Raw genomic sequence first — 20,821 nt, forward strand, 5'->3', positions numbered from 1 at the left:
NCATGATCGAGACGAGCAGGCGCTCCTTGGACTCGACGACCCGGTGGACACTGCCGGCGCTGAGGTTGGCCGCCGCCGCGATGTCCCGGATGGTGGTGGTGTCATAGCCGCGGCGCCCGAACTCGGCACGGGCGGTCGCGACGATCAGGGACTTCCGGTCGTGGACGTCCGCCCTCGACTCCTTCTCCCGCGCCCAGGTCTCGACGACTCCGCTCGCGGCGCGGAAGGCGGGAGCCCGCTCCAGGGCCTCGTCCCGCGGCGAGGCCGCCGCGATGCCGTCTAGCAGGATCCGGCATTTGGTTCCGGCGATGCGATCACCGCCGGGGGCACGGTGGGACACACCGATGCCGACGTGGAGCATGCTCTGGCAGATGCGGTCGGCGAGCAGCGCCAGATCGATGCCGGGCCGGATGTAACCGCAGGCGAGTCCCGCGCGCAGGGCCCGGAGCATCGCGGCCTCGATCGCGGTCGGGGTCCGCGCGGCCAGTCGCACCAACTCGTCGCTGGAGCCGGCGGGAGGCTCGTAGAAGGTGAGCAGCAGAGCGGCGCGGTGCCGTACGGCGCAGGCGGCGATCGCCTCACCCAGAGCCGTGATGATCTCGGCGGGAGGGCGGGGGNTCGGCCGGGCCAGTTCCTCCTCGGCGGCGTGCGCGACCTGGTCGAGCTCGTCCTGGTAGCGCCGCACCAGCTCGACGATGATCGCTTCCCTGGACTCGAAGTGGTGGTAGAGGCTGCCGGTGAGGATGCCGCTGGCGTCGGCGATGTTCTTGAGCGTTGTCCGGACGCCGGCACTGGCGAACAACGCCGCGGCGGCGTCGAGGATCTGCGTTCTCCGAGCCCCGTCGTTCGACACCGGGTCCACCCCTTCAGCCGCTCCCCTTGCGACGACGGTACTGAACGGGCACGTCGTCACCCGCCGCCGCGGGTGTGGACGCAGCGGCGGGCCTGGTCGCCCGGCTGCGGAGCCGGACCGTTGCGCCCGGCCGACGACCAGTGTGAACCTAACCTTTGTTTCACCAGGACCAGGACGGCGGGTCGGCGGCGCTCGCGACCCGCCACCGACCCGCCCACGGTCCGCGCTCCGGTGACGAGAGGAAGACCGCCATGGCCTCGCCGCGATCGGTGGTGATCACCGGCGCGGGGCGCGGTCTCGGCTTCGCCTCGGCCGTGCACCTGTACCGCGAAGGGTGGCACGTGGTCGCGGCCGTGCGATCGGTCGACGACGCGCTGGGGCGTCTGGCCTCATGCGAAGAGCCGGGAGGGGACGCGTCGTGCTGGTGTCAAGCCAGGCCGGGGTGCGCGGAATGGCGACCGCGGGCGCCTACGGAGCGTCCAAGGCGGCAGCCGAGCGCTGGGCGGAGGCACTGGCCCACGAGATCGCTCCCTTCGGCCTCGGCGTCACCGTCGTCGTCACGGGCACCTTCGACACCGACATCCTCGTGCGCACCGTGTTCCACGAGCGGCCCGACAGCGCCTACCGGCCCTTCCAGATCGCCGTCGGATCGATGGCGGCGAACGTGCACCGGCTGGCACTGCCGCCGGAGCGGTTCGCGCGCGGCCTGGCGCGGGCACTCGGCGACACCGCTCCGTACTCACGGCGGGCGATTGGCCGGGATGCCCGCCTGCTTCTCCTCACCAGGCGGCTGCTGCCGGACAGGACGCTCCACCGGCTCGGTCGAGTGGTGACGCGCATTCCCGGCCCCGGAGAACTACGCGGCACCGCCTATCCGGGCGGTACGTGACCGGATTCCGAGGGCCACGCACGCTGTGGATCCGCCCATGGAGATCCACAGGTGGCGGCAGTAGCGTAGCTTCTGCTCCATGGCAGGACTGTGCGCGCGGAAGGGGCGGGGATGAACTACTCTGCGGGGCATAACTTGGTGTGTCCCAAGTGCCACGGGGCCATGCGGACCTACAACCGCAGCGGAGTCCAGATCGAGCAGTGTGACAACTGCCGCGGGATCTTCCTCGACTACGGCGAGCTGGAGGCACTCACCCGGCTTGAGGCCCAGTGGTCGCAGCCGGCTCCCCCGCCACCGCCCGCGCCGATGCCGCCCGGCGGGCACTACACCCAGCCCGCCTGGGGATCACACGGCCCAAGCCACGGGCACGGGTACGGGTATGGTCACGGGCACAAGCGCTTCACCCGGCTGCTGTTCTCCTCCTGAACACCGTTCTCCTCCTGAGCACCGCCCCTGGCCCCCGTGCCGGGGGCGCCCCGCGTTCCGGGCACCGCGGCTGGGCCCCGCGCGGGCTACCGTCTCGGCCGTGACCGGTGGATCCGATGGCTGAACCCGGCAGTGCCGCGATCAGCCGGCCGGCAGGCGCCGGTCAGGTCGTCGTCGTCGGGATCGGCGACGACGGCTGGGCGGGCCTGCCCCCGGCCTCACGGGACGAGCTCCTGCGGGCCGAGGTCGTCCTGGGCGCCACCCGGCAGCTCGGGCTGCTGCCCGCGGACGTCGCGGCCCGGCGGGTGTGCTGGCCCTCGCCGCTGGTCCCCGGGCTCGGGGAGCTGATAGAGAGGCAGGCCGGGGCCCGCCTGTGCGCGCTCGCCAGCGGCGACCCGATGTTCTTCGGCCTGGGCAGCACGCTCGTGCGGGTTCTCGGCGCGGAGCGGGTGCGGGTGCTTCCCCACCCGTCCTCGGTCTCGCTGGCGTGCGCGCGCCTGGGCTGGGCCGTCGACGCCACGGAGATCGTCAGCCTGGTGGGCCGCCCGCTGGCGACGGTGCACCCCGCACTGACCACCGGGCGGCGGCTGCTCGTCCTGAGCGCCGACCGCCGGACGCCCCCGGACCTGTGCCGGCTGGTCACCCGGCGCGGTTTCGGGGACAGCCCGGTCACACTGTTCGAGCACCTGGGCGGGCCGGCCGAACGCCGGCGGGAGTTCCGCGCCCGCGACCTCGCCGACCCGGGCCTGGGAGCCGACGGCCTCGCCGATCTGAACCTCCTCGCCCTCCAGCTGGTCGCGGATCCGGATGCGCGGCATCTCCCCCGCCTCCCCGGGCTGCCGGACGACGTCTTCGAGCACGACGGCCAGCTCACCAAGCGGGAGATCCGCGCGGTCACCCTCGCGTTCCTCGCGCCGGCGCCGGGCGAGCTGCTCTGGGATGTCGGTGCCGGCTGCGGCAGCGTCGGCATCGAGTGGATGCGGACGCACCCGTCCTGCCGCGCGGTCGCGCTGGAGCCGCGTGCGGACCGGGTCGAACGCATCGTCCGCAACGCGGCGGCGCTCGGGGTGCCGGGGCTGCGGGTCGTCGCCGCGGCCGCCCCGGGCGCGCTGGCGGATCTGACCGCCGAGTGCGGTGCGCCGGACGCGGTGTTCGTCGGCGGCGGCCTGACCGCACCCGGAACGATCGAGCGCTGCTGGGAGGCGCTGCGGCCCGGCGGGCGGATCGTCGCGAACGCGGTGACGATCGAGTCCGAGGTCGTGCTGGCGCGGTGCCGGGCCGAGTACGGCGGCGAGCTGGCGCGGCTGGCCGTCAGCCGGGCGACGGCCGTCGGCGGGTTCGCCGGCTGGCGGCCGATGATGCCCGTCACCCAGTGGTCGGCGACCCGACCGGCCTGACACTGAGGTCAGCCGAACACCGAAGGTCAGCACGAACACCGAAGGTCAGCCGAACGCCGAAGGCCGGTGGAGCACTGGGGACCTGGGGCGCCGCGGAACCGTCCTCCCGGATCCGGCCCCCGCCGGGGACCGGCCTCACCCCGACCGGGGTGGCCTACGGCAGGATGACCTCGTGGTCATTCCGATTCACGACATCAATCCACTGCGACGTAGACCAGTGATTACCTGGCTACTGATCGCTACCAACGTCGTGGTCTTCGTGTTTCTGACGCCTGTCGTCAGCTCGGTCGCGGGCATACAGACCTCCCAGCCGCAGAACGCGTGCGAACAGCAGCGGTTCTTCCAGGAATGGGGCGCCATACCCAAGGAGNTGCTCACCGGCAAGCAGCTGCCGGTGGCGAGCTCCGGCCGGCTCGCGCTGGACGCCCGGGGCCGGGTCGGCTGCCTGCAGGAATCGCCCCCGACCTTTGACAAGTCGCCGATCCTGTCCGTCGTCACCTCGATGTTCCTGCACGGGAGCTGGCTGCACCTCATCGGCAACATGCTCTTCCTCGCGGTGTTCGGCAACAACATCGAGGACCGCCTGGGCCGGCTGCTCTACCTGCTCTTCTACCTGGTCTGCGGGTTCGCGGCCGCCTACGGGTTCGCGATGTTCGAAGGCCAGACCACCGACACGCTGATCGGCGCGTCCGGCGCGGTGGCCGGGGTTCTCGGCGCCTATCTGGTCCTGTTCCCCCGGGCACGGGTGATCGGCCTGGTCTCGGTGCTGTTCTTCCTGCCGTTCTGGCTGCCGGCCTGGATCGTGCTGGGGTTCTGGTTCATCCTGCAGTACCTGTATTTCACCGGCATCGGCATGGCGGACGGCGGAAGTGTCGCCTACGGCGCCCATGTGGTCGGCTTCGTCGTGGGCGCCGTGCTGGTGGCTCCGTTCGTCCAGCGTCTCAGGGCCGCGGGGCCCGCTCCTCGCCATCAGCCCCATGCGGACTGGGTCCGGCAGCCACCCGCGTTCGGCCAGCGCCGCGAGCCACGCCACCGCGGCTGACCCGCGCCACCGCGGCTGACCCGCGCCACCGCCGCTGGCGGGCAATCCCCCCAGGGTGACGCATAACCGCTGGTCACAGGGGCTGCCGATGCGGCACTGTGGGCACCGCTATGACAACCGCATACCACCGCGCCCTGGCCACCCCCGGGGCCGTCCGCTTCGTACCCGCCGCCTTCCTGGGGCGGCTCCCCATCGCCATGGTCTCGGTGGGGACCGTCCTGTTCGTCCACGCCGAGACCGGCTCTTACGGGATCGGTGGGGCGGTGGCGGCCGCCGGCGCGGTCGGCGAGGCGCTGCTGGCTCCCCGCCTCGGACGCGCTCTCGACCGGTTCGGGCAGGCTCGGGTGCTCCTCGTCTGCCTGTGCTGCCATCTGGCGGCGATGGCGACACTGACCGTGGCCGTCGCCGCGGGCGCGCCCCGGCCGGTCTGGTTCGCCGCCGCGGCCGTCGCCGGCGGTTCGCTGCCGCCGGTCGCCGCCTGTTCACGCGCCCGGTGGAGCGCGCGGCTGGGCGGCGACGAGTTGCTCGGCACCGCGCTGGCACTTGAGGCTGCACTCGACGAGCTGGTCTTCGTCCTCGGGCCGGTGCTGGTCACGCTGCTCGCCGTACTCGTGGCGCCGGTCGCCGGGCTGGTGGCCGCGATGGCCTTCCTGACCGTCGGGACGTCCGCGCTGGTGTCACTGCGGGACAGCGACCCAGGGCCACGCGACGAAGAGACCACAGCCCGGCCCCACATGCTGCGCAATCACGGAACCCGCACCCTTCTTGTGGTCTTCTTCTGCATAGGAATCGCGTTCGGCGGGGTCGACGTCTCGATGGTCGCCTTCGCCCGCGAGGAGGGGCTGGCCGCGGTGGGGGGCCTGCTGCTCGGCATGTTCGCCACCGGCTCCGCCGTCTCGGGACTGATCTACGGCGCGCGGGAGCACTCCCGGCCGCTGCCCGACCGCTTCCGGCGCGCCGCGAGCCTCATGGCCGTCGGGATGGCGCTACCGCTGGCGGGCCTGGCCGTACCCCTGATGATCCCGCTCGCACTGCTGGCCGGAGCGACCTCGTCACCCACTCTGATCACCGGAAACGCGCTGGTGGAGCGGATGGTCGGCGCCGGGGCGCGGACCGAGGGCTTCACCTGGCTCACCATGGCCGTCGTGAGCGGGATCGCGGTCGGTACCCCCGTGGCCGGCGCGCTCGTCGACGCCGGCGGCTCGCACCGGGGGCTGCTGGTGACCGCGGCCTCGGGGGTGTTCATCGGTCTCTCGGCGGTGGTGGGAGGCCGGGCGGTGGGATGCGGGCGCGGCCCGGGAAGCCCCGCCTCCCGGGCCGTGACGGGCTGACCCGCGGCGGCCCGTCCACCCGCCCGGGCCCCCGTGCCCCGGCGGCCCGGGCGGAGGCCGTTACGCCTCCGAGATCCGAACCCGCCGGAGCGACCGATCGCCAGGGTTATAATCTGCATGCTGCACGTGACATACAGCGACGGTCTTCAACGACAGCGGGGTCGGGCGGAGTCAACGGTGGCAGAGGTTTCGACAGGCACGTCCAAGCCCGGCCCGGCGCCCGACCAGGCGTCGCCGTCGGAGTCGATCCGGGTCTTCCTCCTCGACGACCACGAGGTCGTGCGCCGCGGGCTGCGTGACCTGCTGTCCGACGAGGCCGACATCATCGTGGTGGGTGAGGCGGGGCGCGCCGACGAGGCGATCTCGGACATCATCATGCTTCGCCCGGACGTCGCCGTACTCGACGCGCGCCTGCAGGAGGGCAGCGGCATCGAGGTCTGCCGGCAGGTCCGGTCCCACGACCCGCAGATCGCCTGCCTGATCCTCACCTCGTTCGACGACGAGGACGCGCTGTTCACCGCCATCATGGCCGGCGCCGCGGGATACGTCCTCAAGCAGATCCGCGGCAACGCGCTCGTCGACGCGGTGCGCCAGGTCGCGGCGGGCCAGTCCCTGCTCGACCCCGCGGTCACCTCCCGCGTGCTCTACCGGCTGCGGGAGGGGCCGGCGGAGGACGAGCGGCTCGCGGGCCTCACCGACCAGGAGCGGCGCATCCTGTCACTGATCGCGGAGGGGCTGACGAACCGCCAGATCGCCGCGCGCATGTTCCTCGCGGAGAAGACCGTCAAGAACTACGTGTCGAGCATGCTTTCCAAGCTCGGGATGGAAAGCCGCACGCAGGCCGCTGTGTTCGCCACCAAACTGTCGTCCTGAGTCGGCACCGGGCTGTCGTCCTGGTCGACCTTTTAGCCCTGCTCCAGGTGCCGGGGGCGGCCTGCTCCAGATGCCGGGGGTGGCACGGCCTGGTCCGGGTGCCGGGCGGCGCCTGCGCGGCGCCGGGCCGTCTCACGGCCCCGTGTCGCCCACGCTCTCGACGACGCTTCCGTGCCGCGGCGGCACCCGTGGCTCCGGCACCGGCTGGACCAGCGGGACGCGCCAGGTCACCGTCGTCCCGATCCCGCCCTCGCCGGGCCCGAACTCCATCCGCCCGCCGAGATCGAGCGCGCGGCGCCGCAGGTTCGACAGGCCACTGCTGCGGGACGCGCCACCCGGGCCGCAGCCGTTGTCCCGGACCTGCACCGCCACATCGGTGTTGGTGACGCGCACCAGCACCTGGATCCGGGTGGCCCGCGCATGCCGGGCGATGTTCGACAGCGCCTCTCGGATCGCCGCGAGCAGATGTGGATGGATCACCGCCGGAATCCCGCGGTCGACCGGGCCGTCGATGCGGACGGTCGGGCGGATCGAGAGCGCCTGTTCCGCCTGGGACGCGATCGCGGCGATCTCCGCTCGCAGGTCGACCGCCCCGGCTGCCGCCGTCAGCGAGAAGATCGTCTGACGGATGTCGGTGATCGTCTGGTCCAGCTCGCGGACCGCTGCGTTCAGCCGAGCCGCCGCGGCCTCGTCGATCATCCGCGACATCCCCTGCAGCTGCAGACCGGTGGCGAACAGGCGCTGGATCACCACATCGTGCAGATCCCGGGCGATCCGGTCACGTTCCTCGAACACCGCGAGACGTTCCCGCTCCCGCTGCACCCGGCTGAACTCCAGCGCGAGCGCCGCGTGGCCGGCGAACGCCGCCGCCATCTCCAGGTCGAGGTGTTCGAACGTCACCACCCCCGGCACGGCGGCGAGCAGCAGCACCCCCAGCGGACGGCCCGCGGCCAGCAGGGGGACGACCATGACGGCACCGATCTCGAGCCCGTCGACAGCCTCACCCAGCTGCCGGCGCGCGGCCGGGCCGGCCCGCTCCGGCGGGATGATCGTAGCCCGCCCGGAGCGCATCAGGTCCAGCAGCCGCGGCTGACCGGGCAGGACCCGCCCGCGCAGCCGTTCGGCGCCGGCGCCGTCGACGACGGCGATCTCCAGGTGGCTCGCCGGGGCCGGCCGCTGCCCGGGCGGCGCGGCGGCGCTCACGGCGGGCAGCGAGGCCGGGAGCGAGGCGGGCACGGTGGTACTCACGGAAGGTGGCGGGCCGACCGGAGGCGTGTTCCCGCCCCCGCGGGGGCCGGGCACGGGCAGCAGGATGCCGGCCAGCAGCGCGGAGGTGATCTGGCGGGCGCGGCGGGCCACCAGACCCAGCGCCTCGACCGGATCCGCGACCGACAGCAGGGCGGTGGTGATCTCGGCGCTCGCGGTGAGCCACGCCTGGCGCCGCTTGGTGGCCTCGTAGAGGCGGGCGTTCTCGATGGCGAAGCCGACCGCGGCGGCCAGCGCGCCAACGAGGTCCTCGTCCTCCTGGGTGAACTCGGGCCCGTGCTTACCGGCGAGGTACAGGTTGCCGAACGCCTCCCCGCGCACGGTGATGGGCACCCGCAGGAACGTGCGGAAGCCGCGCTCGCCGGACGGGAAACCGAGGAGCGCGGCGGGCACCCTGACGGCGTGCCGCCCCGCCGGCGGCTCGCCCGGGACCGCCTCGCCGATCAGGCCCCGCCCCCGCGGCATCCGGACGATGTCGCGGGGAACCTCCTGATCGGGCTGGCCGCCGATCAGCTCGGTGATGCGGCCCTCCGGCCCCAGTACTCCCAGCACTCCGAGCTCGCAGTCCACCAGCGAGCGGGCGGCCTGCGCGATCCGGCGCAGGGTCACCGGCAGGCTCAGCTCCCGGGCCACGTCGACGACCGCGTCCAGCAGCCCGCGCATCCTGCTCTGCACCGCGCTGATCTCCGGAGCCCCCGGCGGCGCGCAGGGCTGGGCGAGTGGGCCGGTCTGGACCATCCCGCACCTCCCGTCCGTACGCCTTACGTGACGATAGCCAGCCCGCGGGCGTTCGGGGAACTGCCAGGCGTATCCGGCGAACTCCGCCCTGCCACGAGTGGCCGCCGCTGGCGTAGAGTTCGTCCATGGCCGCCTCTGGCTTCCTCTTGCACAGCGACCGCGTCACCGACCTGAGCCGGGTCGTCACCGCGGCCTGTACGACCCGGGCCTGACCGCTCGCGGGCCGTGTTCGCACCGCCCGCCCGCCCTCAGGTCCGGTTTCGGCGCGCCACGACCGCGCCCGGAGGTCTCAGCCAGCTTCGGCCGCGGCGGCCCGCGTCCACCCCGCCCGGTCGCCACGCCGGCGACGTCGTCAGCCGGCTGAGGTCCTCCGCACGGCCCCACCACCCGCACCGCTGAGCTGACCCGCGCCCGCACAGCCGGGCTGACGCGGTCGCCGGGTCGGCTCGCCGTCATCCAGAGCAAGGTCCGCCCGACCCACCGCGGGCGGCCGCCCCGGCCGGTACGGGGCCGGGCGATGGCCGCCGCGGCCCGGGCTCGCCGGGCGGCAACGGGGTTGAGGGCACGGTCCACGACCAGCCGGGGCGGCAGGGCTCGGCACCGCGGTCCAGGCTCCCACCGTCGGCGCCCTGCCCCGCCCGTCCCGCGGCGTGCCGCCCCACGCCCGCACGCGACGTAACCCCTCGCGATGTCCTCCAGTGATCCGTTGCCGAGGCGACCCTGTCCGAAGGAGCTTCGATGCCCTTGATCCACCCAGCCCTGTTCCTTCCGGCCGTGTCCGCGGCGGGTGCCGACGGCGGTTCGGGCCACCAGGCCGACCCGCTCGTCCCGAGCCGCTTCCTCACCGACGAGCGGCACGAGCTGAGCCTGACCGACCTGCGCGGGCTGGCGGGCCGGATCGCCGCGGCGGCGGATGTCTGGCGCCCGCTGGTACGCCACGACCCGCAGCGCCGCTGGTACACCCGGCTGGTCCTGTCCGGCGCGGTCGAGGTGTGGCTCATCGGCTGGTACCCGGGCCAGCAGACGGAGGTCCACGACCACGGCGGCGCGCTCGGGGCGCTGGCCGTCGCGGAGGGGGTCGTGGAGGAGGACGAGTGCGGGACGGACTGGGTGGTCACCCGCACCCGGCGGCACGCCGCCGGGGCACTCGCGGGCTTCGGGGCGGACCACGTCCACCGGGTCGTGAACCGCGGGGCCCGGTGCGCGACCACGGTCCACGCCTACTCGCCGCCGGAGCTGCCGCTGCGCTACGCCCCACGCCCGCGCGCACAGGCGGGCAGCGGCCCGCTGGACGCCCTGCGGGAGCTCGCACCGGCCACCGCGGCCGCCGCGGCACCGCGCCCCCGGCCGCGCGCGCAGGCGGCCCTGCCGTCCGGGCTGCCGGCATGAGCGGCAGTCGCATCGACGCGATGCTGGCCGCCAGCCGCGCCCGGCTGAACCGGCTCACGCCCGTGCAGGCCGCGGCGGCCGCCGCGGCGGGCGCGATCCTCATCGACATCCGGCCCGCTGCGCAGCGCGCCGCCGAGGGCACGATCCCGGCCGCGGTGATCATCGAACGCAATGTTCTCGAATGGCGGCTCGACCCGACCAGTGACGCCCGCGCGCCGTTCGCGACCGGTGACGACATCCTTCCTGTGATCATCTGTTCGGAGGGCTACACGTCCAGCCTCGCCGCCGCCGCGCTCCAGGACCTCGGTCTGGCCGCGGCCACCGACGTGATCGGCGGGTACCAGGCCTGGGCCGCCGCAGGCCTGCCGACCGCCCGGGCCTGACGCCGCCGACAGCACCCGCCCGCCTGGGCCTGACGCCCACCGAGAGTGCGCGTCCGCCCAGGTCCGACGCTCGCCGGGCGCTGACCGACCCGCAGGTACGGATGTCGCGCGAAGGCCGACGTCCAGCGAGGCGCGTACCCCTGTGTGGTCCTCGGCACATTTCAGCCCCCGCGCGGCGCCGCCCTGGGCCGGGACACCGGGTTCGATCGGTCTTTACCTGCCGGCAACCGGGCCGCGCCGCGCCGTCCGACCGTGCGGATCAGGCACCTCAACCCGCCCCGACCTACCGGCCGGACCCCCCTGAACTGATCTTCGATCCGGCCCGAAACGCCTGCCTGACAGGCACATTCGCCCTCTACGAGACCTTGCGCACACGGCGCCGCAAACCAGTTCCATGGTTGCCGAGGAGCTGGAAGGGTGAGATCCCCGGCCCGCGCAGCGGCGACCAACAAACCCGGGAAGAGATTCGGACGTAGGCGTTTCGGAACCCTTGCTATCCGGTCGAGAGACGTCTACGTTCCTCGGTTAACGAGACGAGACGGGATCGTTTCCGAGTGGGGCGCCAGCACCCGCGGGCCGCACCGCCAGGAAACCCTGGGGGCTCTCGACTCGTAGTTGGTAGGCCGACCGATCCGGCGTGTGGCACAACGCCGGACATCGCCTGTCCGTTAGCGCACCTGTCCGCCTTTGCAACGTCAGCAGGAGACGGTATGCCCAGTCAGCCCGGCATGCTACCGGTCGGTAGCCCCGCCGAACCCATGTCCCTGTCGCCGTCCGAATCCATCCATGCGGGAGGAGCCCGATGAGCGCTGGCGTACCGGTACTTCCCGGCCGCGACCTCCCGCCGCAGCCGTTCGGCGAAGGCTGGCCGGTCTACTGGCGGCAGGACGCGGCCTGCCGCGACGGCGACCCGGATGCCTTCTTCCCGCCGGACGGCCGCAACACCAAGGCCCGGGCCGCCGCCGAGACCCGCGCCCGCAAGATCTGCTCCGACTGTCCCGTGCAGCGCGCCTGCCTGGCCACCGCCATCTTCCGCCAGGAGGAGCACGGCGTCTGGGGCGGGCTGACCTCGGACCAGCGCGCCACCCTCGTTCCCCGGGGCAGGCTCAACGCCGACGACGCACTCGCCGCGGCCGACCGGCTGCTGCTGTCGATCTCCGTCGCCAGCTGAGCGGCCCCCTCGACGCACCCCGCGGCCCGATCATCGTACGTGACGATGATCGGGCCGCGGCCGTCGGTCCCCCACCCGCTCGGGACGGAGCCACCGGGCACCCCCACCCGGAGCACCGAGCGGAACAGCACCGAGCGGAATCACCTGGCGGGGCACCGGACACCCCACCAGGTACACCCCCGGGCACACCCCGGGCAGTGGTGACACCTCGAAGGCATTGACGAGGACCTCCCGCTGTCGGCAGTCTGCGAGTCGTCGCGCATGCGACGACGCCCGACGAGTGGCGACACACCGACAAGCAAGGACGGGAAGCCCGACGTGCCCGGTACAGACACCGCGCCCGCGCTCGTTGGATGCGGGCAGTGCCCAGGAGGCAGGGAGTACCCGCCNGCTCCGACCCGGAACGCCCGCGCCGGGGGCAGGCGGTGAGGCCTTCCCCCCGACTGCTGCTGTTGCGGCACGCGAAGGCCGACGTGCCGGCCGATCCGGGAACGCGCGACCGGGACCGCCCGCTGGCCCCGAAGGGGCGCGACAGCANCGCGGTGGTCGCACGCCATCTGGTGGCGTCGGGTCTTGAGCCCTACCTGGTGCTCTGCTCGTCCGCGGTGCGCACCCGCGAGACGGTGGCGCATCTCGCGAACGCGCTACCGCCCGGCGTGCCGGTACTGGTGGAGGACCAGCTCTATCTCGCGGAGGCGAACGGCCTGCTGACCCGCCTGCGCCAGGTCGATGACGGCGTTCCCTCGGTGCTGGTGGTGGGCCACAACCCAGGTCTGCACGAGCTCGCCCTCGGCCTGCTGGGACCGTCGGAGCGGCATCGTGTGCCGACGTTCCCGACAGCCGCGCTGGCCGTCCATGACCTCACGGTGTCGCGCTGGAGTGAGCTGGCGCCGGCGACAACCCGGCTGGTCGACTTCGTCACCCCGCGCACCCTGCGGGAGGCCGCCGGCACCCCGGAGCAGGCAACCGACACCTGAGCCACCAACGGCGACCGGCCGGCGCCGAAGGGGAGCTGACTCCCCCGGGACGCCGGCCGCGCACGAACCACCCCTCGCCCGACCGCGCAGCACGTGCCTGCCGGGCGGGACGTCTCGCGGGGTCTAGTACGCCTGCTCCATGATGTTCGAGGCCAGGGCCAGGCCGGCACCGAGAACCAGCGCCACAGCCGTCCCGATCCACAGCGGCACCGAGCCGAGGATCAGCGCGAGCGTCCCCAGGACAAAGCCCGCGATGACGATGTACACCGCGGCCCAGGACCCCATGTTGGCCTTTACATGACCGGTATCCGACACGTCCACTCCTGTCTCGACCATGGTAAACACGCCCGACCTCCCGCCGAGCGTACCCGCCGGGGCACGGCTCAGGAGAAGCCGGCGAGGTGACGCAGATCCGCCACCTGATCGGTGAGCCAGCGCCGGACGTCATGGGTGCGGACCTGCTCGGCGGCGGCGGCCAGCCTGCGGTGCCGTTCGTCCATCGGCATCGTGAGCGCCGTGTACAGCGCGTCCGCCATCTGCTGGACGTCGAACGGGTGCAGCGTCACAGCGAACTCGCCCAGTTCCTCGTGCGCGCCGGCCATCTCCGACAGGGCCAGGACCCCGCCGCGCCGGTTGACGACCGCGACCTCCTTGGCCACCAGGTTCATCCCGTCCGCGATCGCGTTGACCATCAGGACGTCGCAGATCGAATAGGCGGCCACCGCGAGCGAGAAGTCCTCGACCATGCGAAGGTCGATGGGCTGGCGCCCCTCCTTGGTGTGCCTGGCGTTGATCTCCGCGACGACCGCGCCGATCAGTGCGATGTAGTCGGCGTACTCCGGGACATCGGTCCGGCTGGGCTGCAGCAGCGCCAGGAAGCTCACCTTCCCGACCAGCTCGGGATGCTGGTCGAGCAGGGTGCCGAAGGCGAGGAAGCCCCGGACCACGTTCTTGCTCGGGTCGGTCCGGTCGACACGGAGCACGAGCTGGCGGTCCTCGTCGAGGAAGACGTACCGCAGCATCGCCATGTGCGCGGCCACCTCCTCACTGGCGAGGGTGGCGTCCAGGGCCGCCGGGTCGACCGAGATCGGGTAGTAGCGCGCCTGCACCGTCCGGTTGTTCACCTGGACGGTGAGCTCGTCGAGGTTGATGGGCAGCCCGAGCAGCTCACCCGCGCACAGCACGAAGTTCCGGGCGTAGCGGCGGGTGTGGAAGCCGACGACATCGCTGCCGAGGAGGCCGCGCAGGAGACGCTCGCGGATATCCGCCGGCAGCACCCGCCACTCGTCCGGCGCCGGCCACGGAATGTGCACGAAGTGGGTGAGCACCACATCCGGGCACTGCTCACGGACATGTTCGGCCACCAGGTAGAAGTGGTAGTCCTGCAGCAGCACCAGCGCCTTGCCGCCGCGGGAGCGGACCTCGTCCGCCACGGCGTCGGCGTAGGCGCGGTTGACCGCCGCGTAGCCGTTCTCGAACGCGTCATGCTCGGCCTGGGTCAGCACCGGCGCCAGCGACCGCCCGTAAAGACCATGCTGGATGAACCAGAGGATCGGGTTCGACCAGACACTGTAGAAGTCGGCGTAGGCGGACGGGTCCGTCACCACGAGGCGCACCCGGATCGACGGGCCGGCCGGGCTCCCGTCGGCCACGTGCGGGAACGGCTGGGTCTGCACCAGGATCGAGCCGCCGTCGTTCTCCCCGGCGACGGCGGCGTCCTCGGTGGTCGCGGCCCCGCAGACCCACACGGCGTCATCCAGGTGCTCCGCCAGGCCGGACAGTGCGGACACCAGCCCACCGGCGCCTCGGTTGACTGTTCGACCGGACGCGTCGCGATCGAACCTGACTGGACCTCGGTTGGACAGCAGAACCAGCGGAAGATCGAGCAGGTCGATGTCCGACACGGCGGAAGGAGCCCTCCTGGTCGTCATGGTGCCCGGCGCCGCCCGCGGAATGCGGGGCCGGCCCATGGGGCGGGCCGGCCTGGCACCGCGGCACGGTCGGGCGCACGGAACAATCCGGACTGTAGTGAGCCTCGCTACCGGATGCACCGCGTTGCTACGTGGCAGAAGGGGTGTTACCCCGAAGTTCAGCTGGTCACCAGCCCCGCACAGCCCGTGCCGGAACCGATCGTGGCGCNCCCCGCCGGTCCGCTCTGACGGAACCCGGCGCGACACCTGGTCAGGGGCCTGGGCGGGGTGCTACCCGACCGCGGGGGTGCCACGTCTCCCCGCGAGTGGCCGGCGCCCGGGATGTGCCGGACGCCACGATGTGTTCCACACCACGATCGGCCCGCCTCGCGCCACGGCGCCCGCTTCCCGTCGCCGGGTTTCACCTCTCCCGCGGCGGCCAGGTGACCGGCGACCAGCGGGCTGCGACCAGCGGCCGGCGGCCGGTCACGGGTCAGAGGCTGTCCCGGTAGACCTTGACCTCCTCGACGGCCGAGCCGAGCGCGGCAAGCGCGTTCTCGAGGCTGTCGCGGGTTTCGACCAGGGCGCTGGTGAGCTGTTCGATGGCGAGGTGCTCGCTGCCGTCGGTGGCCGCGACCACCATCGCCTGCGCCTCCTCGATCATGTTGAGGGCGCCCTCAAGCTGGCCGGTGACGTCCTCGGTCCGCCGGAACGCCTCGTCGAGCTGTGCCTTGACGTCGGCGATCGTCCCTGCCACTCGTGCACTCCGTTTCCGTCAGCGACGCTGACTGTCCAGCCAGCTCACGCCAGGCCCACCTCTCAGCCCGCCCACCACCCAGCACCGCCCGCTCCTCCATGGCGCCCCCGCCTTGACGGCGACCGCTCCCTGACGGCGACCGCTCCCTGGCGGCGACCGCTCTTCACCGGCGCCCGGATCCGCCCGCCTTGGCAGGCCCCGAGGAGCTGGCATCCGCACCGAATCCGAGCCCGAAGCGCAGGGCCAGTGCCAGGCAGGCCAACGACGCGACGGTGCCGGCCGGTTCGATCGGAACGAAACGGAACGTCGCGAGCACAGCCGCCGCTGCCGAGGCTGCCGCGAGCAGGGCGGAGCGCACGGCGGCGGTGGCCGACGCGTCCGCGCCGGCGACGATGGCCACCGCCCCGACCCCGCCGGCGGCGGCCAGGCACGGCAGCGCCGGCGCCTCCGCGAACACCCGGGCGAGGACGGTGAGTGCTCCGGCCAGCGCGCAGACCGCGGCTGTGATCAGTCCGCTGGACAGCGAGGAGGCGCCCTTCGTCACCGCGCGCAGTTCCGCGGAGCGCGTCATCACCTCCAGGCACAGCCGGTAGGCAAGCTTCTTCGCGCGCTCCGGGTCGACCAGGCCGTCCGTGCCGACCAGCGAGCCGGCGGGGGCCGGGGCGCGCCCGCGCGCGGCGCGCCCGCGTGGGCCGGTCGTGGCACGCTCCCCCGACCGCCGCCCGGCGGACCGCCTCGCATCGGCCTGCGCGTCGGCCCCCTTCGCGTCGATCGGCCGCTCACCGGGGAGGGCGACGGCCCGACGGCTCCCGCGGCCGCCCCGGTCGAGGCCGTCCAGATCGTCCGCGTACCGCTCGTAGACAGCCTCGATGTCCGGCGACCAGCCCTCGCGGGGACGCAGCTGGTCGAGCCCGTCCAGGCCGTGCGCCTCCAGGGAGCCCCCGATCTGGGACCACACCACCCCGACCCGGGAACGGATGTCCTCGGCCGCGGCCCGGTGCCGCCGGGCGACCACGTCGTGGCCTTCCTGGCGAGCGGCGAGCTGGGCGGCGTGCCGGGCACGCACCGCGTCCGACGCCCCCATCAGCTCCCGGAACCGGTTCGCCGCGACCAGCGGATGTTCCGCGGCGGGTGACGGGAACGCCCCGGGACGAACCCCCACCGCGGATCCAGGCGGACCGGACAGGCCAGCTGGGCCGGACACGCCGGACAGGCCCGAGGGGCCCGGCGAGCCGGGCGGCTCCGGGAGACCGGCGGACAGCGACGAAGCGAGGTGCCCACCCGGCAGCTCGGCGAGACCGGAGCCGGTCATCTCACCGGCCACCAGCTCGGGTGCGTCGCGCCCGCCGTCGTTCGGGTGCCCACCGCCGTACTCGGACCCACCGCCGTACTCAGACACACCGCCGTACTCAGGCCCACCGCCGTACTCAGGCCCACCGCCGTATCCCGCCACGCTGTCACCCCCCACCACGCTCATTCAGATCAGCGTCTCATTGTCGACGACTACCCCGGCCGTGAGTGGGGCGAACGGGACGACCGTGCGTGGTTCGGCCTGGACGTGCCGGTCGAACAGGACTGCCCGGTTCGGCGTCGTGCCGGCGGTGACCGGGCGGTGCCCGGCCAGGCCGAACAGGTCACCGCCGGGCAGGCCGGTGGCGACCCAGGCGGCGATGTCGTCCCGGTGCCCGGGCCCGAGATCGTCGATGAGGCGGGACGGCGCACGCCACCAACCGAGCAGGTGGACGCCGGCCGCCGGGCCGCGGCGGGTCAGCGTGCGGAGGTCGTCGAGGCCGGACCGGCGTGCGCCGTCGGCACGCGCCTCCAGACCGGCTCGCCCGGCATCCAGCGCGAAGACGACCACCAGGCGGGTGGCCGCCGCGCCACCGCCGTGCCCGGCGAGGGCCGACTCCTCCCGGGACCGGATCTCCGCCGCGGCCGACGCGAGCACCCGCCGCAGGCCGGTGACATCCGTGACGTGGGTCGGGTGGCCTGCCCGGCGCAGCGCGTCCGCCGTGACCTCGGCGGCCGGCACCGCCGCCGGGTCGGCGGCCACGACATCAACCGCCAGGGCCCCCGGCGGCAGCTGGGCGCCGATGGACACCGCGGCGGCCTGCAGCATGCCGATGGCCTCCCGGCGCAATGGGCCGAGCACGGCCAGGTGGCGTCCGGGCAGACGACCCAGGCGCACGCCGACCGCCGCCGGGGCGAGATCCAGCGGAACCCCGACGAAGGCCAGCGGATCCGGCGCCGCGTGGTCGTCGGCCGGCGCCAGGCCAGCGCCGGCCGCCGCCAGCCCGCCACCGGCAACCGCGCCCGGTTCACCCGCCACCGGCGCCGGCCGACCCGCCAACGCCTGGAACATCGGGTTCTCGGCGAGCACCGCCGGAGCGTGACCGACGAACACCCACGGCGGGCGCATCGCCGGCACGGCCCGGCTCACCAGGGTGCTCATCCGCTCCCGCAGCCCGGCGATCACCTTCGGATCGGGGTAGGCGACGCGGACATGCTCGTTGCCGATCGGGTGGCCGTTGCGCCGGTTCACGATCGCCTCACCGACCCCGGACAGCGCGCCGGCCGCCTCGTTCGCGGTCGACAGCAGCACCCGCGATTCGGAGATGGACGTCCGCAACGCGACCCGCAGGGCGAACTGGCCGAAGATCGATCCCCGCTTCCCCGCCGTCGCGTCCAGCGCGTCGATACCGGAGAGGGTCTGGCTGGCCAGCAGCAGGTGGATGCCGTACGCACGGCCCTGCCGGGCGAGTACCTCCAGGAGCGAGACCGCCTCCCGCGCGACCGCGTCGAGCGGGGTGAGCATCACCTGGAACTCGTCGACCACGATCATGACCCGCGGCCAGGCCGAGCTGCGGTCCGCGGACCGCAGCCCGCGCAGGTCCCGGGCGCCCACCGCGCGCATGGTGACGGACCGCCGCTGCATCTCGTCCCGGGCCGCGCGCAGCACCGCGACGCCGAACTCGCGGTCGCTCTCGATACCCACGGTGTCCGCGTGCGGCAGGAAGAAGGGGTCGCCCNGGCGCTGCGCGAACTGGGCGAACTCCAGGCCCTCCTTGAAGTCGAGGAGGTGGAAGCGGAGCTGGTCGGGGCCGTAGCGCGCGGCGAGCCCGTAGACCACGTCGAGCAGCAGGGTCGACTTGCCGGCCCCGGCCTGGCCGCCGACCAGGCAGTGCACCGTGTCGTCGTCGAAGGTCAGCACCACCGCGCCGTCGGCGCCGTGCGCCACCGGGACGGAGATCCCGGCGGAGCTCTCGTACTCCCACAGGCCGCTGGGCAGCAGGCCGCCCAGGTCCGGCGCGCGCGCCGCGGCCCGGGCCACACCGACGGAGACACGGGTGGTGATCTCCGCGACCACCGGTGGCGGTGGCGGGTCGTCGAGGGCGCATTCCAGCGCCCCGGACAGCGTCGTCCGCCAGCCCCCCGGTGCCACCGCGCCGAACTCGTCGGGTTCGGCCAGCTCGGACGCGACGATGGTCTCGGAGCGCGGCAGCCGGCCGACGCCGCGCCCGCCCGAGACGTCCGCTCCCCCGCCCGGCTCGACGACGGCGATGACGTGTACCCCGCAGGACGGCCCCTGGGAGGCGACCGCGTCGAGCGCGCGGGCCGCCTCGTCGGGCAGCGGCGGCCAGCCCAGCAGGACCAGCAGCCGCCACGGCTCGGAGCGGGGCAGACCCGCGTCCTCCCGCTCGCGCAGTGAGTCGAACCGGCCACCGAGCCGGTCGACGGTGATCCGGCCCACCTCGGCGGACAGCTCCGCGAGGGCGAGTTCCAGGCGGGCGCGCGAGGTGAGGGTCGGCCCGACCACCCCGGAGGCCCGCAGCGGCGCGAAGGCGGCCAGCCCGGCACCAAGCTCGTGCGGGTCGTAGACGGTGACCCGGACGCCCCCGGGGGGCACACTCGCCAGAATCCGGGTGAGCAGGCTGCGGACCAGGCCCACCGCCTCGCCGCGGCGCGCCCGGGTGGTCTCGATCTGGAGGTTTCCGGCGTCCAGCAGTGGCACCGCCAGCGGCACCTCGACCGCCCGCCCCCCGGGGGCCAGCGGCGGCACGAGGATGCGCCCGAGCCGCCAGAGCCCCGGCTGCCCGCCAGGCCCGATCGTGGGGGCGGCGGCGAGGCCTTCGCCCCATTCCGGTGCGTCCCAGCCGGCACCGGCGAACGCGGGCGCCTGGCGGCGCGCGAGCGCTCCCGCCTCGCTCAGCGCGAGGCTCACACCCTCGAGATCAGCCTGCGCCCCGACCGGGCTCTCGCCGAGCGTCTTCGCGACGCGCGGGAGCAGCGCGGAGGGCGGCACGTCACCAGCCTCGATCCGGGCGGCCTGCTCGTCCAGCCGGTCGGCGAGCGCGAGCACGGCCCCCAGGGCCTCGGAGATTCCGGAGACGAGCAGGCGCGCGCGCCGAGAGCCCGACAACGCGACCTCCTCGCGACCGACAGCGGGACATGCGACCGACAGCGGAACATCTCGTGACTGGTCACCCGGGACTCACGCTAGCGACCATTCCGGCGCCTCGCGCCGTTTCACCGCACCACCGGGGCGGTGACCTCCGGGCGGATCCGCCCGACCGGGCGGTCACCGACGCCGAACCCCCCGACGACGAAGTGGAACGTACCGGATGCCTGACAGGAGACCGGCGCATTATCCACTGTGCCGCGCGTGTTCAATGGCCCGGCGGAGGACCATCGAGGTGAATGCCGTACGGGAGGCGCAGAAGTGGCGGATCCGGGGCGCATGTCCGACCGGAGCGCGGAGCCGGTGGTGGGGACAGGCGGACCAGCAGGCCCCCTGCTTCCGGCCGTGGCCGGCGAGCCATCGGACTCCGGTGGGCGCCAGTGGGTACCGAGCGAGCGGGTGCCGGGCGAGCGGGCGCCGGACGAGCGGCCGCTGGCCGTCATCGACGTGGATGGCGTGGTGGCGGATGTCCGGCACCGGCTGAAGTTCCTGCGTGCCCTGCCCGGCGACTGGGAGGCGTTCTTCGCCGCCGCCGACATCGACCCGCCCCTCGTCGAAGGGGTGGAGCTCGTGCGCTCGCTCGCCCGCGACCACGACGTGATCTGGCTGACCGGCCGGCCGGAACGCTCGCGGGCCACGACCGAGCGCTGGCTGCGCGAGCAGGGCCTGCCGTTGCGCGAGCTGCGAATGCGCCCGGACGCCGACCGCAGACCCGCCCGGATCTTCAAACGCTCGGAGCTGCGGCGGCTCGGCGCGCACCGCCGGGTCGCCGTGGTGGTCGACGACGACCCGGCCGTGGTGGAGCTGCTCCGCGCCGACGGCTGGCCCGTCCTGCGCGCGGACTGGCTCGCCTACGAGCCGACCCTGGGCAACGCCCAGAACGACGAGGGACGCACCTAGCACTCCGACCCGGCCTGGTTCGGCCGGGCAGGCCGGGCAGGCCGGGCAGGCCGGGCACGG

The 20,821-nt window shown here is 73.7% G+C and carries 15 protein-coding genes and 7 pseudogenes; 13 read left to right on the forward strand and 9 right to left on the reverse strand.

Annotation, left to right across the window (positions count from 1 at the left end; all coding sequences use genetic code 11):
- Position 1: 1 nt before the first annotated feature.
- Both UG55_RS31335 and UG55_RS31340 read right to left on the reverse strand, forming a co-directional pair.
- Positions 2 to 617: pseudogene (locus UG55_RS31335) on the reverse strand (helix-turn-helix domain-containing protein); the annotation flags it as partial.
- A gap of 1 nt (position 618) precedes the next feature.
- Positions 619 to 853 (reverse strand): annotated as a pseudogene (locus tag UG55_RS31340) (TetR/AcrR family transcriptional regulator); the annotation flags it as partial.
- A 418-nt stretch (positions 854 to 1,271) separates the two neighbouring features.
- On the opposite strand from UG55_RS31340, the gene UG55_RS02150 reads away from it, so the two are divergent.
- The 7 genes and pseudogenes from UG55_RS02150 (at position 1,272) to UG55_RS02175 (ending at position 6,811) form a co-directional block, all read left to right on the forward strand.
- Complete coding sequence (locus UG55_RS02150) at positions 1,272 to 1,742, forward strand: SDR family NAD(P)-dependent oxidoreductase (protein ID WP_066061996.1); 471 nt, start codon at positions 1,272 to 1,274, stop codon at positions 1,740 to 1,742.
- Positions 1,743 to 1,853: 111 nt separating this feature from the next.
- On the forward strand, positions 1,854 to 2,168 hold the full coding sequence (locus UG55_RS02155) for a zf-TFIIB domain-containing protein (RefSeq protein WP_199865004.1): 315 nt from the start codon (positions 1,854 to 1,856) through the stop codon (positions 2,166 to 2,168).
- A gap of 116 nt (positions 2,169 to 2,284) precedes the next feature.
- Positions 2,285 to 3,565: a bifunctional cobalt-precorrin-7 (C(5))-methyltransferase/cobalt-precorrin-6B (C(15))-methyltransferase gene (locus UG55_RS02160; RefSeq protein WP_066062002.1), complete on the forward strand. Its 1,281-nt coding sequence runs from the start codon at positions 2,285 to 2,287 to the stop codon at positions 3,563 to 3,565.
- A gap of 172 nt (positions 3,566 to 3,737) precedes the next feature.
- Positions 3,738 to 3,935: pseudogene (locus tag UG55_RS31350) on the forward strand (rhomboid family intramembrane serine protease); the annotation flags it as partial.
- 1 nt (position 3,936) lies between these two features.
- A pseudogene (locus UG55_RS02165) lies at positions 3,937 to 4,607 on the forward strand (rhomboid family intramembrane serine protease); the annotation flags it as partial.
- A 110-nt stretch (positions 4,608 to 4,717) separates the two neighbouring features.
- A complete protein-coding gene (locus UG55_RS02170) occupies positions 4,718 to 5,938 on the forward strand; it encodes an MFS transporter (RefSeq protein WP_066062008.1) in 1,221 nt (406 codons plus the stop codon).
- A 177-nt stretch (positions 5,939 to 6,115) separates the two neighbouring features.
- The gene (locus UG55_RS02175; RefSeq protein ID WP_066062011.1) at positions 6,116 to 6,811 is read left to right on the forward strand and encodes a response regulator transcription factor; all 696 of its coding nucleotides are present in this window, start codon (positions 6,116 to 6,118) and stop codon (positions 6,809 to 6,811) included.
- Positions 6,812 to 6,943: 132 nt separating this feature from the next.
- On the opposite strand, the gene UG55_RS02180 is transcribed toward UG55_RS02175, so the two are convergent.
- Entirely contained in the window at positions 6,944 to 8,815 is a 1,872-nt protein-coding gene (locus tag UG55_RS02180) for a GAF domain-containing protein (protein ID WP_066062014.1), read from the reverse strand.
- A gap of 738 nt (positions 8,816 to 9,553) precedes the next feature.
- On the opposite strand from UG55_RS02180, the gene UG55_RS02185 reads away from it, so the two are divergent.
- The 5 genes and pseudogenes from UG55_RS02185 to UG55_RS02200 form a co-directional block, all read left to right on the forward strand.
- Positions 9,554 to 10,204: a cysteine dioxygenase family protein gene (locus UG55_RS02185; protein ID WP_066062015.1), complete on the forward strand. Its 651-nt coding sequence runs from the start codon at positions 9,554 to 9,556 to the stop codon at positions 10,202 to 10,204.
- Entirely contained in the window at positions 10,201 to 10,587 is a 387-nt protein-coding gene (locus UG55_RS02190; protein WP_199865005.1) for a rhodanese-like domain-containing protein, read from the forward strand. Before UG55_RS02185 ends, UG55_RS02190 begins: the two co-directional genes overlap by 4 nt.
- Before the next feature lie 802 nt (positions 10,588 to 11,389).
- The gene (locus tag UG55_RS02195; RefSeq protein ID WP_066062018.1) at positions 11,390 to 11,758 is read left to right on the forward strand and encodes a WhiB family transcriptional regulator; all 369 of its coding nucleotides are present in this window, start codon (positions 11,390 to 11,392) and stop codon (positions 11,756 to 11,758) included.
- Positions 11,759 to 12,231: 473 nt separating this feature from the next.
- On the forward strand, positions 12,232 to 12,295 hold a 64-nt coding region (locus UG55_RS46590), incomplete at its 3' end, for a hypothetical protein (protein ID WP_396230789.1).
- 1 nt (position 12,296) lies between these two features.
- Positions 12,297 to 12,735, forward strand: a pseudogene (locus UG55_RS02200) (SixA phosphatase family protein); the annotation flags it as partial.
- 123 nt (positions 12,736 to 12,858) lie between these two features.
- Here UG55_RS02200 and UG55_RS02205 read toward each other — a convergent pair.
- The 6 genes and pseudogenes from UG55_RS02205 to UG55_RS31365 form a co-directional block, all read right to left on the reverse strand.
- Entirely contained in the window at positions 12,859 to 13,071 is a 213-nt protein-coding gene (locus UG55_RS02205) for a hypothetical protein (RefSeq protein ID WP_066062598.1), read from the reverse strand.
- Positions 13,072 to 13,118: 47 nt separating this feature from the next.
- Positions 13,119 to 14,639, reverse strand: coding sequence for a trehalose-6-phosphate synthase (locus UG55_RS02210; RefSeq protein ID WP_066062021.1), 1,521 nt, complete (start codon positions 14,637 to 14,639; stop codon positions 13,119 to 13,121).
- A gap of 499 nt (positions 14,640 to 15,138) precedes the next feature.
- Positions 15,139 to 15,402 (reverse strand): hypothetical protein, encoded by a 264-nt coding sequence (locus tag UG55_RS02215; protein ID WP_066062024.1) that lies wholly within the window; start codon positions 15,400 to 15,402, stop codon positions 15,139 to 15,141.
- A gap of 163 nt (positions 15,403 to 15,565) precedes the next feature.
- Complete coding sequence (locus UG55_RS02220; RefSeq protein ID WP_242423616.1) at positions 15,566 to 16,879, reverse strand: hypothetical protein; 1,314 nt, start codon at positions 16,877 to 16,879, stop codon at positions 15,566 to 15,568.
- Positions 16,880 to 18,431 (reverse strand): annotated as a pseudogene (locus tag UG55_RS31360) (cell division protein FtsK); the annotation flags it as partial.
- A 1-nt stretch (position 18,432) separates the two neighbouring features.
- Positions 18,433 to 19,822, reverse strand: a pseudogene (locus tag UG55_RS31365) (FtsK/SpoIIIE domain-containing protein); the annotation flags it as partial.
- A gap of 300 nt (positions 19,823 to 20,122) precedes the next feature.
- Between UG55_RS31365 and UG55_RS02230 the strand changes: the two are divergent.
- Positions 20,123 to 20,761 carry a hypothetical protein gene (locus UG55_RS02230; RefSeq protein WP_396230776.1) on the forward strand — a complete coding sequence of 213 codons (639 nt, stop codon included), beginning with the start codon at positions 20,123 to 20,125 and terminating at the stop codon, positions 20,759 to 20,761.
- The last annotated feature ends 60 nt before the right edge of the window (positions 20,762 to 20,821 follow it).

The organism is Frankia sp. EI5c, assembly GCF_001636565.1.
GTDB lineage: Bacteria > Actinomycetota > Actinomycetes > Frankiales > Frankiaceae > Parafrankia.

Coding starts and splice junctions, on each gene's coding strand:
- UG55_RS02155 (WP_199865004.1), top strand. CDS start 1,854: ATGAACTACTCTGCGGGGCATAACTTGGTGTGTCCCAAGTGCCACGGG.
- UG55_RS02160 (WP_066062002.1), top strand. CDS start 2,285: ATGGCTGAACCCGGCAGTGCCGCGATCAGCCGGCCGGCAGGCGCCGGT.
- UG55_RS02170 (WP_066062008.1), top strand. CDS start 4,718: ATGACAACCGCATACCACCGCGCCCTGGCCACCCCCGGGGCCGTCCGC.
- UG55_RS02180 (WP_066062014.1), bottom strand. CDS start 8,815: ATGGTCCAGACCGGCCCACTCGCCCAGCCCTGCGCGCCGCCGGGGGCT.
- UG55_RS02185 (WP_066062015.1), top strand. CDS start 9,554: ATGCCCTTGATCCACCCAGCCCTGTTCCTTCCGGCCGTGTCCGCGGCG.
- UG55_RS02190 (WP_199865005.1), top strand. CDS start 10,201: ATGAGCGGCAGTCGCATCGACGCGATGCTGGCCGCCAGCCGCGCCCGG.
- UG55_RS02195 (WP_066062018.1), top strand. CDS start 11,390: ATGAGCGCTGGCGTACCGGTACTTCCCGGCCGCGACCTCCCGCCGCAG.
- UG55_RS02205 (WP_066062598.1), bottom strand. CDS start 13,071: ATGGTCGAGACAGGAGTGGACGTGTCGGATACCGGTCATGTAAAGGCC.
- UG55_RS02220 (WP_242423616.1), bottom strand. CDS start 16,879: ATGAGCGTGGTGGGGGGTGACAGCGTGGCGGGATACGGCGGTGGGCCT.